Annotated in this window: 17 protein-coding genes; 5 read left to right on the top strand and 12 right to left on the bottom strand. The window is 62.2% G+C overall.

The window, feature by feature from the left end; translation table 11 throughout:
- Positions 1-2: 2 nt before the first annotated feature.
- Positions 3-1,103, bottom strand: coding sequence for an efflux RND transporter periplasmic adaptor subunit (locus TU79_RS09570; RefSeq protein WP_057007762.1), 1,101 nt, complete (start codon positions 1,101-1,103; stop codon positions 3-5).
- A gap of 92 nt (positions 1,104-1,195) precedes the next feature.
- Here TU79_RS09570 and TU79_RS09565 point away from each other — a divergent pair, with 92 nt between their 5' ends.
- Entirely contained in the window at positions 1,196-1,852 is a 657-nt protein-coding gene (locus tag TU79_RS09565; RefSeq protein ID WP_057007761.1) for a TetR/AcrR family transcriptional regulator, read from the top strand.
- On the opposite strand, the gene TU79_RS09560 is transcribed toward TU79_RS09565, so the two are convergent.
- The gene (locus tag TU79_RS09560; protein WP_057007760.1) at positions 1,842-2,624 is read right to left on the bottom strand and encodes a class I SAM-dependent methyltransferase; all 783 of its coding nucleotides are present in this window, start codon (positions 2,622-2,624) and stop codon (positions 1,842-1,844) included. The two genes, TU79_RS09565 and TU79_RS09560, sit on opposite strands and share 11 nt — an antisense overlap.
- Positions 2,625-2,720: 96 nt before the next feature.
- On the opposite strand from TU79_RS09560, the gene TU79_RS09555 reads away from it, so the two are divergent.
- The gene (locus TU79_RS09555; protein WP_057007759.1) at positions 2,721-3,341 is read left to right on the top strand and encodes a hypothetical protein; all 621 of its coding nucleotides are present in this window, start codon (positions 2,721-2,723) and stop codon (positions 3,339-3,341) included.
- On the opposite strand, the gene TU79_RS09550 is transcribed toward TU79_RS09555, so the two are convergent.
- The 7 genes from TU79_RS09550 to ppc form a co-directional block, all read right to left on the bottom strand.
- Positions 3,338-4,036, bottom strand: coding sequence for an extensin-like domain-containing protein (locus TU79_RS09550; protein ID WP_057007758.1), 699 nt, complete (start codon positions 4,034-4,036; stop codon positions 3,338-3,340). The two genes, TU79_RS09555 and TU79_RS09550, sit on opposite strands and share 4 nt — an antisense overlap.
- Before the next feature lie 3 nt (positions 4,037-4,039).
- Positions 4,040-4,867, bottom strand: a complete 828-nt coding sequence (locus TU79_RS09545; protein ID WP_057007757.1) for an isocitrate lyase/PEP mutase family protein — start codon at positions 4,865-4,867, stop codon at positions 4,040-4,042.
- A 27-nt stretch (positions 4,868-4,894) separates the two neighbouring features.
- Positions 4,895-5,755: a DUF72 domain-containing protein gene (locus TU79_RS09540; RefSeq protein WP_057007756.1), complete on the bottom strand. Its 861-nt coding sequence runs from the start codon at positions 5,753-5,755 to the stop codon at positions 4,895-4,897.
- Entirely contained in the window at positions 5,755-6,057 is a 303-nt protein-coding gene (locus tag TU79_RS09535) for a hypothetical protein (protein WP_057007755.1), read from the bottom strand. The genes TU79_RS09540 and TU79_RS09535 overlap by 1 nt, the downstream gene beginning before the upstream one ends.
- Before the next feature lie 365 nt (positions 6,058-6,422).
- Positions 6,423-7,106: a tRNA (adenosine(37)-N6)-threonylcarbamoyltransferase complex dimerization subunit type 1 TsaB gene (gene tsaB, locus TU79_RS09530; RefSeq protein WP_057007754.1), complete on the bottom strand. Its 684-nt coding sequence runs from the start codon at positions 7,104-7,106 to the stop codon at positions 6,423-6,425.
- An 87-nt stretch (positions 7,107-7,193) separates the two neighbouring features.
- Entirely contained in the window at positions 7,194-7,841 is a 648-nt protein-coding gene (gene adk, locus TU79_RS09525) for an adenylate kinase (RefSeq protein WP_003231293.1), read from the bottom strand.
- 269 nt (positions 7,842-8,110) lie between these two features.
- Positions 8,111-10,738 carry a phosphoenolpyruvate carboxylase gene (gene ppc, locus TU79_RS09520; RefSeq protein ID WP_057007753.1) on the bottom strand — a complete coding sequence of 876 codons (2,628 nt, stop codon included), beginning with the start codon at positions 10,736-10,738 and terminating at the stop codon, positions 8,111-8,113.
- Between the two features lie 187 nt (positions 10,739-10,925).
- On the opposite strand from ppc, the gene TU79_RS09515 reads away from it, so the two are divergent.
- The 3 genes from TU79_RS09515 to lptF all read left to right on the top strand — a co-directional run bounded on the left by TU79_RS09515 (position 10,926) and on the right by lptF (position 12,809).
- Entirely contained in the window at positions 10,926-11,273 is a 348-nt protein-coding gene (locus tag TU79_RS09515; protein WP_057007752.1) for a hypothetical protein, read from the top strand.
- 269 nt (positions 11,274-11,542) lie between these two features.
- On the top strand, positions 11,543-11,968 hold the full coding sequence (locus TU79_RS09510) for a DUF4398 domain-containing protein (protein WP_057007751.1): 426 nt from the start codon (positions 11,543-11,545) through the stop codon (positions 11,966-11,968).
- Between the two features lie 55 nt (positions 11,969-12,023).
- Positions 12,024-12,809, top strand: coding sequence for a lipotoxin F family OmpA-related lipoprotein LptF (gene lptF, locus TU79_RS09505; RefSeq protein WP_057007750.1), 786 nt, complete (start codon positions 12,024-12,026; stop codon positions 12,807-12,809).
- Between the two features lie 428 nt (positions 12,810-13,237).
- Here lptF and TU79_RS09500 read toward each other — a convergent pair whose 3' ends face one another.
- The 3 genes from TU79_RS09500 to TU79_RS09490 form a co-directional block, all read right to left on the bottom strand.
- The gene (locus tag TU79_RS09500) at positions 13,238-13,705 is read right to left on the bottom strand and encodes a hypothetical protein (RefSeq protein ID WP_139136796.1); all 468 of its coding nucleotides are present in this window, start codon (positions 13,703-13,705) and stop codon (positions 13,238-13,240) included.
- Between the two features lie 31 nt (positions 13,706-13,736).
- A complete protein-coding gene (locus TU79_RS09495) occupies positions 13,737-14,642 on the bottom strand; it encodes an alpha/beta hydrolase (RefSeq protein WP_057007748.1) in 906 nt (301 codons plus the stop codon).
- Positions 14,643-14,732: 90 nt separating this feature from the next.
- Positions 14,733-16,010 (bottom strand): flavohemoglobin expression-modulating QEGLA motif protein, encoded by a 1,278-nt coding sequence (locus tag TU79_RS09490; RefSeq protein WP_057007747.1) that lies wholly within the window; start codon positions 16,008-16,010, stop codon positions 14,733-14,735.
- Positions 16,011-16,025 lie beyond the last annotated feature (15 nt).

Here is a 16,025-nt window from a genome sequence, read left to right as displayed (position 1 = left end):
GACTACTCCTTGGCCGCCAGATTCACCACGCGGTTGGCGCGATCCACCGGGCGTACCTGCTGGCCTTCGTGGAGCACATGCACGCCGGCGGCAATTACCCAATCCGTGGGGTTCAAACCTTCCAGCACCGGCACGCTGTGTTCACCGAAGGCACCGACACGCACCGGGGTGCGCTCCAGCGTGCTGTCCGGGCGCACGCGCCACACGTAGGACGCGCCGTTCTCCGCACTGAGGGCAGACAGCGGCACCGACAGCGGAATAACGCCATCGGCCTGTATGAATACGCGTGCGCTTTGGCCCAGCACGGCGGGGACCTTGCCGCCCGTGAACGCAACGCGTGCGGCAAAGGTGCGTGATTTGGGATCGGCCGCCGGCGACAGCTCGCGAATATGCCCGGTAAAGCGCTGATCCGGCTGGTTCCACAGCTCCACCGACACCGGCTGACCGATTTTGAAACGGGCAAAGCCGTGCTCCGGCAGGCTGATCGCCACTTCCCGCTCGCCATCGGTGGCCAGGGTGAACACGGTCTGCCCGGCGGACACCACCTGGCCGACTTCCACCGCACGCCGGGCCACCACGCCATCCTGCGGCGCGCGCAACACCGCGTAACCGGCCTGGTTGCCGGCCACGGTGAACTCAGCCTTGATCTGCCTGAGCCGTGCTTCGCCCGCGCGGTAGAGGTTTTCGGCGTTGTCGTACTGCGAGCGACTGACCATCTGCCGGTCCATCAGCGTTTTGTAGCGATCCCGCTCGGCGCGCACCAGGCTCAGGTTGGCCTCGGCAGCGGCCACCTGGGCGCGCGCGGCGTCCAGCTGCAGGCGCACATCCTGCGGATCAAGCTCGGCCAGTGGCTGATTGGCCCGGACCCGCTCCCCCTCTTCCACCAGGCGCTCGCTGACTTTGCCGCCGATGCGAAAGGCCAGGTCCGGCTCGTAGCGGGCACGCACCTCACCGGTGTAGCTGTCCGTCGCCTGCGCCGAAGGCTGCGGTTGCACCACCGTGGCCGGGCGGACGCTGGTTTGGATCGCGTCTTCGTGGCCACAGGCGGCCAGCAGGAAGACCAGACTGACAGGCAACGCAAGGGGCAGGAAAGTGCTGCGCATGCTGAAGGACCTTTCGCAAATGGAGCGAGGAATAATTATACTGGCCGGTATGTTATTAATACCAAACTCACCAGTCCAGTATTAAAGGTAAAATGTCCTACAATCGTGGAAACACCAGCAGCCCTGGGCGTCCCAAGGACATGGCAAAACGCCAGGCAATCCTCGAAGCAGCGAAGGTGCTGTTTTTGAGTAATGGTTACGCCAGCACCAGCATGGATGCGGTGGCCCTTGAGGCCGGTGTGTCGAAACTCACCGTGTACAGTCACTTCACCGACAAGGAGACCCTGTTCACTGCCGCTGTTGCCGCCACCTGCGAGGAACAGTTGCCGGTGATGTACTTCGAGCTGCCAACAGGCGTCCCCGTGGAAAAAGTGCTGCTGAACATCGCGCGGCGCTTTCATCGGTTGATCAACAGCGAAGAGTCAGTGAACCTGCATCGCCTGATGATGACCACGGGCAATCAGGACGTGAAACTCTCGCAAATCTTCTTCGAGGCGGGCCCCATGCGCATGCTGCAAGGCATGGAGCGCCTGCTGGGCAAGATCGACCAGAGCGGCGCATTGAGCATCGACACACCGTTTACGGCGGCCGAACACTTCTTCTGCCTGCTCAAGGGCACGGCGAACTTTCGCCTGCTATATGGCTGCGGCGGGCAGCTGAGTGAGGACGCCGCCGAAGCCCATGTGCAGGATGTGGTGGGGTTGTTCATGCGGGCTTATCGCACAGAGGCCCGTGTTCCTAAGGCTTGAGCGCTTTTTTAGGATAGATGTCATACCGGCTGGACTTGCCATCCAGCGCATGACTGGGCTTGGGCCCGTCAATGCAGGGAGCCTTGCGCGGGCGCTTGACCACCACGCGATGGCTGGCCAGGGCGAGGGCGGCCGCGAGCAAGGCCGGGGCGTCCGGGTCATCGCCCACCAGCGGCCGGAACAGGCGCATTTCCTTCTTCACCAGCGCCGTTTTCTCACGGTGCGGGAACATCGGATCCAGGTAGATAACCTGGGGCGGTTCGCCTTGCCAGTTGAGCATCAGGTCGATGGCGTTGCCTTTGAGCAACTGCATGCGCGCGACAATCGGCGCCACTTCAACATCATCCGCCCCGCGTGCGAGGCCGTCCTCGAGCAAGGCGCCGATCAGCGGCTGGCGCTCGATCAGGCGCATCTCGCACCCCAGGCTTGCCAGCACGAACGCGTCCTTGCCCAGGCCTGCGGTGGCATCGAGTACCCGTGGCCGTACGCCTTGAGCAATCCCCACCGCCTTGGCGATCATCTGCCCGCTGCCGCCGCCGTATAGCCGCCGGTGCGCAGCGCCGCCTTCGACAAAGTCAACGCGCACCGGCCCCGGCGCGTCAGGCCCAAGCTGTTGCAGTTGCAGGCCATGCTCGCCCACTTGCAGGGAAAAATCCGCCGCGTCGAGTTGCACCGGCAAGCCGAGCAGCGCCGCCCACTGCTCGGCGCGCGCCTGGAAGCCTTCGGCCAAGGCGTCGACCCGAATGCGGCTGGCCGCTGGTTGTTCGCTCATCAATCGCTACGCTCAAAAATATTAAGGATCGGCCAATAACGGCCGATAAAACCAACAGTCAGGTATTTTGCCAGAGCTGAGCGTCGACCGAGAAAAATGTCAGACATTCTCCCCCTAACCATCGGTGTACTGCCGACCCATAACCACTACGGCCTGCGCAATACTCAAGCGCTGGCCGGGGTGAGTCATGTGTGGCAGGACTTCTTCGCCCGCGCGCTGGCCGAGCAGTTGGGCGGGACGGCGGATGCGCAGGCGGCTCAGGCTCCGGCCGTGGCGGACCCGGCGGTTGAGCCCAGTGCCGGCGCCGACCTGCTGTCGCAGATTCTCACCCAGCGTGAATGCGACGTCATCGACACCCCGATCGCCCCACCTGAACCGCTGTTCCTGCCGATTGCCGAATTCGAGACCGACCTGCTGCCACCGGCGGCCCTCCCCTTCCCCGAAGAAGAACTTGTCGCTCAACAGCGCCAGCAGAACTTCGAAAGCGGCTGGGTGCGCCCTCTGGTGCTCACCGCCAGCCAACAGCCACCCGCGCCAGGCCCGGCGCCACAACCGCGCCCGTTGCACCTGCCGATTGCCGAATTCGAACTGGACCTGCTGCCTGCGCCCGCCGAGCCGTACCCAAGCGAAGCGCTGGTGGCGCAGCAAAAGGCCCTGGACTTCGACGCTTACTGGGCGCGCCCGCTGGTGGCACACAACCTGCGCCTGGCCGCCTAGCGACACACCCACCAACGGCCCATGTCCAGATGGAAATGATTGCGGTGCGCCGCGTTGTAGTCCGGACTCAACACCACGTTGAAATCATCACAGGCGCTGTCGCGCACCTGGCGCAGGAATCGCGCACTGTCGCCCTCCCCCGGCCAATCCTTGAGCACACTGATGCGGCGCCCGTCCGCCAGGCGAAAGCCGGCGATATCCACCGCATTGGCCGACGCATGCTGGCTGAGTCGCCCGTCGGCGCGGTTATAAACATTGCGACAGGCGAAGCTGCCCAGGTGGTCAACACGCGTCACCGCTTGACCAAACACAGCCTGGGCCGCCGGTTGCAGGCTGTGGCGTTCGAACAGGGCGAACGCCACCGCCAGCGGGCAACTGGCGAGAAAGCTGCTGCTCAAGGTCACCTGCGCGCCTTGCACGCGCAACACATTGCGCAACGGGCACGCAGCATCGGCCGGCGAATCCGCCTGATGGCTGACGCGCAAGCCCGAGGTCTGCAGCACTTGGTCGCACAGGGCGGGGTCCTCCTGTAGACGCCCCAGCTTGAAACGCGTCAACAGGTTGGGCGTGTCGCGCACATCCAGCGGCGCCCAGGGGTTCCATTGATTCGGCAAGGGCAGCCAGCCGCGCCAGGCACCCAGTGCGAGGGCGCCCGCGAGCAACAGCAGCAGACCGGTGACGTTTAGGCCACGCACCGCTTATTCCTTGAAGAATTGGCTGGCCTGGCTGTAGGGCATCGAGCGTTCGGTAAAGGTAAACGTACCCAGCCCGTACACCTCCTGCGCCGCCCGATAAAACTCGCCATACGCCGCCAGCGCCATGGCCGACCCCACGCTGATGCGCTTGACGCCCATGTCGCTCAACTGCGCCACGCTGAGTTTGAGGCCACCGGACATCAACACATTCACGGGTTTGGGGGCGACGGCCTTGACCACCGCCAGCACCTCGTCGGCACTGCGCAGGCCCGGCGCGTAGAGCACGTCGGCACCGGCCTCGGCGTAGGCCTGCAGCCGGCGCAGGGTGTCAGGCAAATCCAGCCGACCGTGCAGGAGATTCTCGGCGCGGGCCGTCAGCATGAACGCGAACGGCAGGCTGCGCGCTGCAGCCACGGCGGCTTCCACACGCTCGACCGACAGGTCGAAGGCGTAGATCGGGTCGGCGGCAATGCCCGTGGCATCTTCGATGGAGCCCCCCACAATACCCACCGCGGCGGCGCGCAGGATGGTCTGGGCACAGCCCTCAGGCGTGTCGCTGAAACCGTTTTCCAGGTCGGCCGCCACCGGCAATGCCGTGGCCTTGGCAATCATGCCGGCGTTGACCAGCGTGTCCTCCAGGGACAACGCCCCTTCGGCATCCGGACGCCCCAGGCTGAAGGCGTAACCGGCGCTGGTGGTGGCCAGGGCTTCAAAGCCGAGATGGGCGAGCATGATGGCGGAGCCCGCGTCCCACGGGTTGGGCATCACGAACGCGCGATCACGGGTGTGCAGGGCCTGGAAGGTTTCGGCGCGAAGGGTTTGGGCATCCATGACTGACTCCTGGCGGGAAAGGGAGCCCTAGAGTAACCCCAGTTGCTCCGCTGCGGGCTCGCGATGCAAAGTCGGCAACGCCGGCAGGCCCGGCAGACGCGCCATCAGTCTGGCGTGAAACCGCAAGGCCAGCTGCGCCGCGAGACGGTTGTCGGAGGTGTGCAGGAACACATAAGGGGTGCGGCCCTCTTCAATCCAGCCGCCGACTTTTTCCACCCAGGGCGTGAGAAACGGATCGTTGGCCTCCAGCTCCGGATGGCCGATAAAGCGCACTTGGGGAGTTTGCGTCAATGCTGCCGGACGCGTTGGCACCCTGGGCTTTTTCGATTGGGCGTGCAGCACCGCGGGGGTTGTAGACGTGCAACTGAACAGCGCGCGCGGATCGAGGCAGATCCGCTCCACGCCACGGTCGCGCAACAGGCGGTTGAGGCTGCGCTCGGCGTCACCCTTGGCGAAAAATTCCTGATGACGCACCTCGACCGCCAGCGGGCGCTCCAATCCGTCGATAAACCCGGCCAGTTCGCCCAGGCGTTGCGGCGAAAACGTCGCGGGCAATTGCAGCCACAGCGGCGATACACGTTCGCCCAGCGGGCTCATCAAGCCAACAAAACTTTCCGCCGCCGGCAACTGTTCGCGCAGGTCGCCGCTGTGGCTGATGTCACCGGGAAACTTGGCGGTGAAGCGAAAATCATCAGGCATGATCTCGGCCCAGCGCTGCACCGTGGCGGCCGAGGGCCGTGCGTAAAAGGTGGTATTGCCTTCAACAGCGTTGAAGACCTGTGAATACAGCGCCAGGTAATTGCTGGAGCGCGCATCGGCCGGATACAGGTACTCGCGCCAGGCGTTTTCACTCCAGGAGGGGCAGCCGATGTAGTAAGGCAGACGCATCAGATGTGGACGTCGAGACCCAGCACTTCCATATCCCATTCGACAAAACCGGCGGTGGTCAGGTAGCTGGCCAGGGCGGTGGCGACGCTTTTGCTCATGGAGCGGGGGAAGACCATGTCCTGCTGACGGGCCGGAAGGCCGCTGATTCGCGCACCTGCGCCGCTTTGGGCATGGGGGGATGCTTCGGCGTGGACCTCGATGAAGTCGGGCGAATCCTCGACGGCATCGTCCACCCGAACGTTCGCCTTACGCGGCTTGCGCTTGATGGGGTAGGACTGTGATGAAAAGCCGTCTATACGCATGGATGCGAACTCGCTATCAATGATGGCACTTTACTGGCGCTTTCCGTGGCGCGCAAATGCTCTGGTGATAACTAGAACACATATTTTGAAAAATGTTTCAAAGCAGGGTCAGATTCTGACGATTGGCGCAGAATTTAGAGTCCACGCCATCTTCAACAGAGTCCTGTGGCGAGCGGGCTTGCCCCGCGTTGGGGTGCGAAGCGCCCCCAATCCAGCAAAACGCGGTGTACCTGATACGGCTCAGCGCCTGGTTTTGGGGCTGCTTCGCACCCCAACGCAGGGCAAGCCTGCTCGCCACAAGGAATCTGCGCTTAACTGAACGGAATTAGGGCAAGCCCGCTCGCCACAGGGGCCTGATCGTTTGATCAGAGACCCCGCTCGGCCCTGGTCTGAGCGACTTTATCGCGCAAATAAACCGGGGCGGCCTGATCAGCCGGGATCGCCTCGCCACGCTCGAACGCAAAGCGCGCCAAGGCCAGCAGGTCTTCGGCATGGGGCAACAGGGTGGCGTCCTGGCCAGCCAGCGGCACATTGATGCGCTCGCCATATCCCCAACCCGTGCCGGCCCCAAACCAGTCACCGCTGGCATCGTCAGGCAACCGCGAGGACTCGGGCGACTGCACGGCTTCCACACCCACCAGGCGCATTTCACCCGCCGTCTCGCGGTAACAGCCCCAATACACTTCGTCCATGCGCGCATCAATCGCTGCCGCTACCTGCGTCGCACCGTGCTCTCGCAGCGCACGCTGGGCCAGCACGGCGAGGTTGGAGACCGGCAACACCGGGCGCTCCAGCGCAAATGCCAGGCCCTGCACCACGCCGATGGCGATACGTACGCCGGTAAACGCGCCGGGGCCGCGGCCGAAGGCGATGGCATCGACGTCAGACAAGGCGATACCGGCATCTTCGAGCAGTTGCTTGATCATCGGCAGCAGCTTTTGCGCATGCAGGCGCGGGATCACCTCGTAGTGGCTGGTTACCTTGCCATCGTGCAGCAAGGCAACGGAGCAAGCTTCGGTCGCGGTGTCCAGGGCCAGCAGGGTGCTCATCGGTGTGGGTGTCCAGGTCGGAAAAAAGTGCGCCAGTATAAACAACAACGGCCCGCAAGCGGGCCGTTGTCAACAATCGAGGAGCGATCAGCTCAGTGCTTGAAGCACCTTGGCGGTAATCGCTTCCACGGAACCGACGCCAGGAATATGGCTGTATTTCGGCTTGCCGTGTGCAGCGGACAGCTTCTGGTAAAAGTCCACCAGCGGCTTGGTCTGGGAATGGTAGACCGACAGGCGATGACGCACGGTTTCTTCAGTGTCGTCCTTGCGCTGCACCAGGTCTTCACCGGTGATGTCGTCCTTGCCTGCCACTTTTGGCGGGTTGTAGACGATGTGGTACACGCGGCCCGAGCCTTCGTGAACGCGACGACCGGCAATACGCTGGACGATCTCTTCATCTTCAACGGCGATTTCGACCACGGCATCCAGTTCGACGCCGGCCTTCACCAGGGCTTCAGCCTGGGGAATGGTGCGAGGGAAACCGTCGAACAGGAAACCGTTCTTGCAATCGTCCTGGCTGATGCGTTCCTTGACCAGGTTGATGATCAGGTCATCGGAGACCAGGCCGCCGCTGTCCATCACGCTCTTGGCAATCAGGCCCAGTTCGGTGCCGGCCTTGACGGCCGCGCGCAGCATGTCGCCGGTGGAGATTTGTGGAATGCCGAATTTTTCAGTGATGAACTTTGCCTGAGTACCTTTACCGGCCCCGGGAGCTCCCAGCAGAATGACGCGCATCGATGTGCTCCTCAATTTTTTATAGAGATGACGCTCGGATTCGCCACGTGGGGCCAATCTCGTAAAAATAGGGTTCGAGGCCGATCAAACGGCCAAAGGCTGATCAAGATACACAGCGGGCCTTAACCACACAAGCCGCCGAAAGTCGCAGTCAATGGCGCTGCAGGCCGGTGGTGCCTGAGCGCACGCCAGGCACTTAAACAACGACCGCCCTGTTTGGGGCGGTCGCGCTTGTTCAACTGCAAGCCTTTGAGAACACGCAAAAAACCCTAGCCGGTGTTGCGCAAACCGGCGGCAATACCGGCCACGGACACCAGCAGCGCCTGTTCCAGAGGGCTGTCCTGCGCCGCTTCCCGCGCACGGGAACGGGCCAGCAGTTCGGCCTGCAACAGATGCAAGGGGTCGAGGTAGGTGTTGCGCAGGCGAATGAACTCCAGGGTATCCGGGCTGTGGGCCAGCAGTTGCGACTGCCCTGTCAGCCCCAGCACCACCGTGCACGCCTGCGACAATAGGTCGCGCAAATGCTCGCCCAGGGGCAACAGGTCCGGCTGCACCAGGCGCTCGTCGTACAAACGGGCGATATCGGCATCGGCCTTGGCCAGTACCATCTCCAGCATGTCGATGCGGGTGCGGAAGAACGGCCACTGCTCGCGCATCTGCCCCAGCAGATCGCCCTCACCGCGTGCCAACGCCTTGCTCAACGCCGCCTCCCAGCCCAGCCAGGCGGGCAGCATCAGGCGCGTCTGGGTCCAGCCGAAAATCCACGGAATCGCCCGCAGGCTCTCGATGCCACCGGCACGGCGCTTGGCCGGACGGCTGCCCAATGGCAAACGGCCGAGTTCCTGCTCCGGGGTGGACTGGCGGAAGTACTCGACGAACTGCGGATGTTCACGCACCACCGCGCGGTAGGCGCTGACGCCGTCGGCCGCCAATTCGTCCATCAGATGGCGCCAGGCCGGTTCGGGCGGCGGCGGCGGCAACAGCGTCGCCTCCAGCACGGCGGCCAGGTACAGGTTGAGGTTCTGCTCGGCGATATCCGGCAGGCCGAACTTGAAACGGATCATCTCGCCCTGTTCGGTGGTACGGAAACGCCCCGCCACCGAGCCGGGTGGCTGCGACAGGATCGCCGCGTGCGCCGGGCCACCGCCACGCCCCACGGTGCCGCCGCGGCCGTGGAACAACAGCAGTTCCACCTGTTGCTCGCGGCAGATATCCACCAGACGCTCCTGCGCCCGGTATTGCGCCCACGCGGCGGCGGTCGTGCCGGCGTCCTTGGCCGAATCCGAATAACCGATCATCACTTCCTGCGGGCCATGCAGGCGCGCGCGATAGCCCGGCAGGAGCAGCAGTTGCTCGATCACAGGCCCTGCGTTATCCAGGTCGGCGAGGGTTTCGAACAGCGGCACCACGCGCATCGGCCGCTGCACGCCCGACTCTTTAAGCAGCAATTGCACCGCCAACACGTCCGACGCCGCGCCGGCCATGGAGATGACATACGAGCCCAGCGAAGCCTGTGGCGCGGCGGCAATTTCCTTACAGGTGTTGAGCACTTCGGCGGTATCGGCGCAGGGCTTGAAATAGGCCGGCAGCAGCGGTCGACGATTGTCCAGCTCCTGCATCAGGAAGCGAATGCGCGCGTCTTCGTCCCACTCTTCATAGCGACCCAGGCCGAGGTAATCGGTGATCTCGCTCATGGCCGCGCAGTGGCGGGTGGAGTCCTGGCGCACATCCAGCCGCACCAGAAAAAGGCCGAACGTTACCGCGCGGCGCAGGCAATCGAGCAGCGGACCGTCAGCGATCACGCCCATGCCGCACTCGTGCAGCGACTGGTAGCACAGGTGCAGCGGCTCCAGCAGGTCACGGTTGTCCTGCAACACCTCCGCCGGCGCCGGGGTGCTGCTGCTCAGCGCGGAATGTGCCCACTGGCGTGTGGCGCGCAGGCGTTCACGCAGTTGCTTGAGCACAGCGCGATAAGGCTCCACGCTGTCGCCAACCTTGGCCTGCAACGCGGCGCTGGCCTTTTGCATCGACAGCTCGGCCGCCAGTTGATCGACATCGCGCAGGTACAGATCAGCCGCCATCCAGCGCGCCAGCAGCAGGACCTCGCGGGTGACCGGTGCCGTCACGTTGGGGTTGCCATCACGGTCGCCGCCCATCCACGAAGCGAAGCGAATCGGCGCCGCCTCCAGGGGCAGGTGCAGGCCGGTGGCGGCATGCAGGGCCTGATCAGCCTTGCGCAGGTAATTGGGAATGGCGTGCCACAGCGAATGCTCGATCACCGCAAAGCCCCATTTGGCTTCGTCCACCGGCGTGGGCCGGGTGCGGCGGATTTCTTCGGTGTGCCAGGCTTCGGCAATCAGGCGTTGCAGGCGCTCGCGAATCTGCTGGCGTTCGGCGGTGGTGAGGTCGCGGTGATCCTGCAGCGCCAGTTGCGCGGCAATCGCATCGTATTTCTGGATCAGGGTACGCCGGGCCACTTCGGTGGGGTGAGCGGTGAGGACCAGCTCAATGTCCAGGCGCCCGAGCTGGCGGGCGAGGGACTCATCGCTGTGGCCTTCGGCCTGCAGGCGCGCCAACAGCTCAGGCAACACGCGCGACTCGAACGGCGCGGGTTGCGACTCGTCGCGTCGGTGAATCAGTTGGTACTGCTCGGCGATATTGGCCAGGTTGAGGAACTGGTTGAAGGCACGGGCCACGGGCAGCAGTTCGTCTTCCTGCAACTGATTCAGACGGCTGCTCAGCTCATCGCCGGCGCCACGCCGGTCCGCCTTGGCGCCTTTGCGAATCTGCTCGATCTTGTCGAGAAAGGCATCGCCGTACTGCTCTCGAATGGTATTGCCCAACAGTTCACCCAGCAGGTGAACATCTTCACGCAAGCGTGCATCGATATCACTCATCAGCCACTCTCCAGCCAGAATTTGCGGGACGCGCATATTTTCCAGAGTGCCGCTCGCGCCGGTTTCTGACAAGACACTTTAAACCTTGGCGCTCGCCGCGAGTCTCAAGCCATGAGTCGACGGTTCATCCACGCCGCCGGCTGGACGCCCATCACCGCCCGCAGACACGGGCTTTATTGAGGTTGCCATGAAAATTCGAGATCTGGCCCAGCATTGGGAAGAAACCGCCAAGGGTCGATTGACCAAGACCGAGTACGCGATTCACCTGGACGTGGAGGCTGCGGCGAGGCTCTCGGCCATTGCTGAAATGTACCCCAAGCGCCAAACCGAGGAATTGCTCGGAGAATTGATCGGCGCAGCCCTTGAAGAGCTGGAAGCGAGCTTTCCCTACGTCAAGGGCCAGCATGTGGTTGCCACCGACGAAGAAGGCGACCCGTTATACGAAGACGTCGGCCCCACGCCGCGTTTTCTCGAATTGTCGCGTCGCTTTTTGCACGATTTATCCGCCGAGGGCGAGCAGTCGAAGCCCTCCTGACTTTAAAGAAACCCCGGTATTCCGGGCCTCAGGCTGGCTCGGACTACCGTCGTGCGCGGTCAAAGTTCCAAGTTTTATGCATTGACCATTCAGTCAGATATTTTTTTAGGCAAATCGCCATCTTCACTGAACTTTTGAAAAAAGCCCTCGGTCACAACCAGTAAGCCATCACTTGGAACGGTCGTTTTAAAGGGCACGTCGATTTTTTACCGCCGACCCCTGCCGCTGAACCAGTGAACTGGATTTTGATATTTTTCAGGAGTTATCCAATGGAGTTGAAGACGATGAAGACCAGCACTGCCAAATCCTCGTTTAACCATCTGCGCGGGCTGAAGTTGGCCGCGCTGGCAATCGGCACCAGCTTCGTTCTGGCGGGCTGCGCCGGCAACCCTCCGACCGAGCAGTACGCGGTGACTCAATCTGCGGTGAACAGCGCAGTCAGCGCCGGCGGCACCGAGTTTGCAGCCGTGGAAATGAAAGCGGCCCAGGACAAGCTCAAAGAAGCTGAAATCGCCATGCACGACAAGAACTACGACAAGGCGCGTCAGTTGGCTGAACAAGCCGAGTGGGATGCCCGCGTCGCCGAGCGCAAGGCTCAGGCTGCCAAAGCTGAACAGGCTGTGAAGGACTCTCAGAAGGCGGTTGACGATCTGCGCCGAGAAGGCATGCGCCCGGCTGTTATCCAGCAGAAGTAAGCCATTGCTTCTTACTGCATCGCACCTGATATCGAATTGAAAGGACGACACGATTATGCGTAAACACATGATGATCCCTGCCCTGCTGGCGATGAGCGTTGCTCTGGCGGCCTGCTCCACCCCGCCGAACGCGAACCTGGAAAATGCACGGACCAACTTCACGGCCCTGCAAACCAACCCGCAAGCGACCAAGCTGGCTGCACTTGAAACCAAAGACGCCAGCGAATGGCTGGACAAGGCTGACAAGGCCTACCGCGACAAGGAAGACGAGAAAAAAGTCGACCAACTGGCTTACCTGACCAACCAGCGCGTTGAAGTGGCCAAAGACACCATTTCCCTGCGTGAGTCCGAAGCCAAGCTGAAAAATGCCGGCGACGACCGCGCCCGTGCTCTGCTGGACGCGCGTGACGCGCAAATCAAGCAGTTGCAGGACAGCCTGAACGCCAAGCAAACCGACCGTGGCACCCTGGTGACCTTCGGTGACGTGCTGTTCGCCACCAACAAGTCCGACCTGAAGTCCACCGGCCTGGTCAACATCACCAAGCTGGCGCAGTTCCTGCGCGACAACCCGGACCGTAAGGTCATCGTCGAAGGCTACACCGACAGCACCGGTTCCGATTCGTACAACCAGAGTCTGTCCGAGCGCCGTGCGGCTTCCGTACAGCGTGCACTGGCCCAGCAAGGCGTGGATATCTCGCGCATCGTGACCCAGGGTTACGGCAAGGAATACCCGGTTGCCGATAACGGCAGCGCATCGGGCCGCGCCATGAACCGTCGCGTTGAAGTGACCATCTCCAACGACAACCAGCCGGTCAAGCCACGCTCCTCGATGGCTAACTGATTGATTGATGCTGCATAAAAAACCCACCTTACGGTGGGTTTTTTTTAGGCTCGTCAAACTGGATAGTGCGGTGAGTATCGTCCGCCGGCATTTCTCCCTTCTTGCCATACTCATTGTCCGACAGCTGAACCATCAGTTGCTCAAACTCCTTTTTTTGAGCGTTTAGCCGATCCACATTTTCATGGGCGTTGATTATGTCCCTCAAGCGTTCCGCAGCACGACTTATCTCCACCTTCTCGACCCTGCACTGTGTGGATTACATCGCTGTGTGTGGTTTCAAACGCAATTGGGTTCCAGATATTCCCGTTGCGAGTGGCTCCCTGACAACGATTGTTTTCAGCCCAGGCAGCACCCGAGCGGGCTTCGGCTGACAGGGCAGTGGATATGCCATAAAAAAAAGCCCGACAGGGCGCTTTTTTGGGCAGTGATCAGAAGTTGACTGGCCCGCGGCCCTGGGACTCAGGCGCCTGGATCTGGCTGCCACCCTGGGAGCCTTGATTGCCCTGCGCGCCTTCACCGCCTTGCATGCTTTGCAGTTGCTTGAGCTGCTTCAGGAGTTCTTCGAGTTCATCGCCGCCGCCGCCACCGCCAGCACCTTGACTCCCTCCAGCCTGTTGTGACATCTCGCTGATTTTCTTCATTAATTCATTGATCTTTTGTTCGATACTCTGCTGGGCACCACCACCCTGCTGAGCACCGCCGACACCGCCGACGCCACCACCCGACATTGCACTGATACCTTGCATATACGCTACTCCACGCTGATTAAAGTAAGGGCTTATCAGTTCTGTTGATAAGCCCACAATCTGTGGCAAGTGCACACGGATGGTTCCGACATGCCGAGCGGATTTGATGCACTCAATCAAAAGTCTGCCGACATAAAGACGATTTCCCACACGGGCAAGCCATCCCTTTTGCGCTACTCGCTTACTGCGGCTTCTTCGACGCATCGACTTCAGGCAGCGGGTAGTTGGGAATCTCACCCAAACGGCGCACGCCGTTGAAGTGCTCCGGGTCGTCGAGATAACGCAGCATCACGGTTTGCCAGGTCTTGTCGGCAAAGGTCTGCACATGCCCACCACGGGTCAGTTGCAACACCCTGGGCGGCGGCGCGGCTTGATACAGGCGCAGACCATTGGCGACCGGCACTATCGGGTCGTCCAGGCTGTGGAACAACAGCTTGGGTACACCGGTCAGGCGCGGCATGGACTTGATCGCACTGTCGCCATCCGGCACCAGCCAGGACAGCGGCACCTGGAGCGGCCATGTCAGCCAGGAGGTACTCAGGGCAAATTGTCCTACGTCACGATAACTGGCGGGCACACCGTCCAGCACCAGGGCCTTGAGCCGCGATTGTCGCTCTGGATGCGCCGCCAGGTAATGCACCGCCAGCGCACCGCCAAGGCTCTGCCCGAGCACGATCAACGGTTGTCCCTGGGCTTCGGGCGCCTTGTCGAGCCAGCTGAATGCAGCGTCCACGTCCTGATAGACCGCCGGCAATGACGGCGCCCCTTGCGACAGCCCGTACCCGCGGTAGTCCAGCAGCAGCACTTGATAGCCCTGCTCGGGCAACCACCAACTGCCGCCCAGGTGCCAGGCGAGATTGCCGCCGTTGCCGTGCAGGTGCAGCACAGCGCCCTTGACCGGCACGCCCGCTTTGACTGGCAGCCACCAGGCGTGCAGCTTTACTCCGTCGGCAGTGGTGAGGGTGATATCGCGGTAGTGCAGACGGGCTTTTTCCGGCGTGAACGGCAGGCCGGGTTCGGGATAGAACAGCAGGGAGCTGCAGCCGTTCAATGTCAGTAGCAGGCAGAGGATGCCGAGGATTCTCATCCGTTGAAACCTCTCGATTTGGCTGGAGACTCGTGAAAACTGCAGATGTGGCAGGGAGCAAGCCCCTCCCACATTTTGATGCGGTTGGGGTCAGAGGATATTCGAGTAATCCGCCTCGATCCGGTCCAGGCTCAGGTGGTTGAGGAAGTTGGAAAAACACATCCACGCCGCCAGCGCATTCATGTCACGAAACTGCTCGGGCAAATACTTGGGTGGCACCACCAGGCCTTCGTCGACCAACTGGCGCAAGGTGCGCATGTCTTCCAGGGTGGTCTTGCCACAGAACAGCAGCGGCACCTGTTCCAGCTTGCCCTTGCGCACGGCGAGCTGGATGTAGTTGTAGACCATGATAAAGCCCTTGAGGTAGGACAAATCCTTGGTGAACGGCAGGCCGTTCGGCACCGAGCCACGGAACACCCGGCTGGCGTTGCCATAGCTGTCGGCTATCTCGAAGCCTTGCTCGCGGAAGAACTCGAACACCTGCAAAAAGTCGGCCCCCTCCTCCACCATGTGGATAGCACGGGTACGGTTGGTCAGCTTGCGCAAGCGACTTGGGTAGGAGGCGAACGTGATGATCTCCATCAGGATCGCCAGGCCTTCCTGGGTCACGGTGGACGACGGCGGCCCCTTGGACAGGAAGGTGCAGATCGGCTGGTTCTGGCCATTGAGGGTCGTGCCCACGTGCACCAGGCCTTCGTGTACTTCCAGGGCGCGCACGTCGCGGTCGTTGAACATCGCGTCGGCGCGGATCTTGATGTAATCGGCGCCCGCAGCGGCGTCAGCGACAATACCGTCGGATTCGAACACGCGGATGGTCTCTTCGGCCTCGCCAAACACTTTGTTCAAGCGGGTTTGCAGCAGGGCCACGGCGTCCTTGGCGGTGAGGGTCTTGGCTTCGTCCTTGAGGTCGCCGCGCCCGTCGATGTTGTTCAGGTAGTCGGAGAGCATCAGGCCCAGGTCGGCCAGGGTCGGGTCACCGGCGTGGAAGGCGTCGGAGGCGGCGCCGTAGAGTTCCTGGGAGATCAGGCCGAAATCCTCGGTGCCGCGCGCTTCCAGCATGCGCACCACCATGCGGTATTCGCGGCACATGCGGCGCATGATCTGCCCCACCGGGCTGAACTGGCCGAGGCGGCGGGTGATGTCGCGCTCGATGTTCTGGAACTCGAGCTTGACCGCGCTGGAATCGAACGCCAATGGTCGGTTCAGGTAATAGTCGCGGTCAACGGCGGGCATCTCCCGGCCCTTGGCCTTGAGAAATCCCTGGCGAATGTTCTCGTCCCACTTCACGGCATCAAGCACGCGAATCGGTGTTTGCGCCAGCACAATGCGATCGGACAAGGTGCGTATCGTCTGCTGGTAATCGTCCACCCGGTGCTTCCTCTT

This window comes from Pseudomonas trivialis (genome assembly GCF_001439805.1).
Lineage (GTDB): Bacteria > Pseudomonadota > Gammaproteobacteria > Pseudomonadales > Pseudomonadaceae > Aquipseudomonas > Aquipseudomonas trivialis.
The sequence above is the reverse complement of the archived record's forward strand: the minus strand, read 5'-3'. Positions and strand labels throughout refer to the sequence as shown.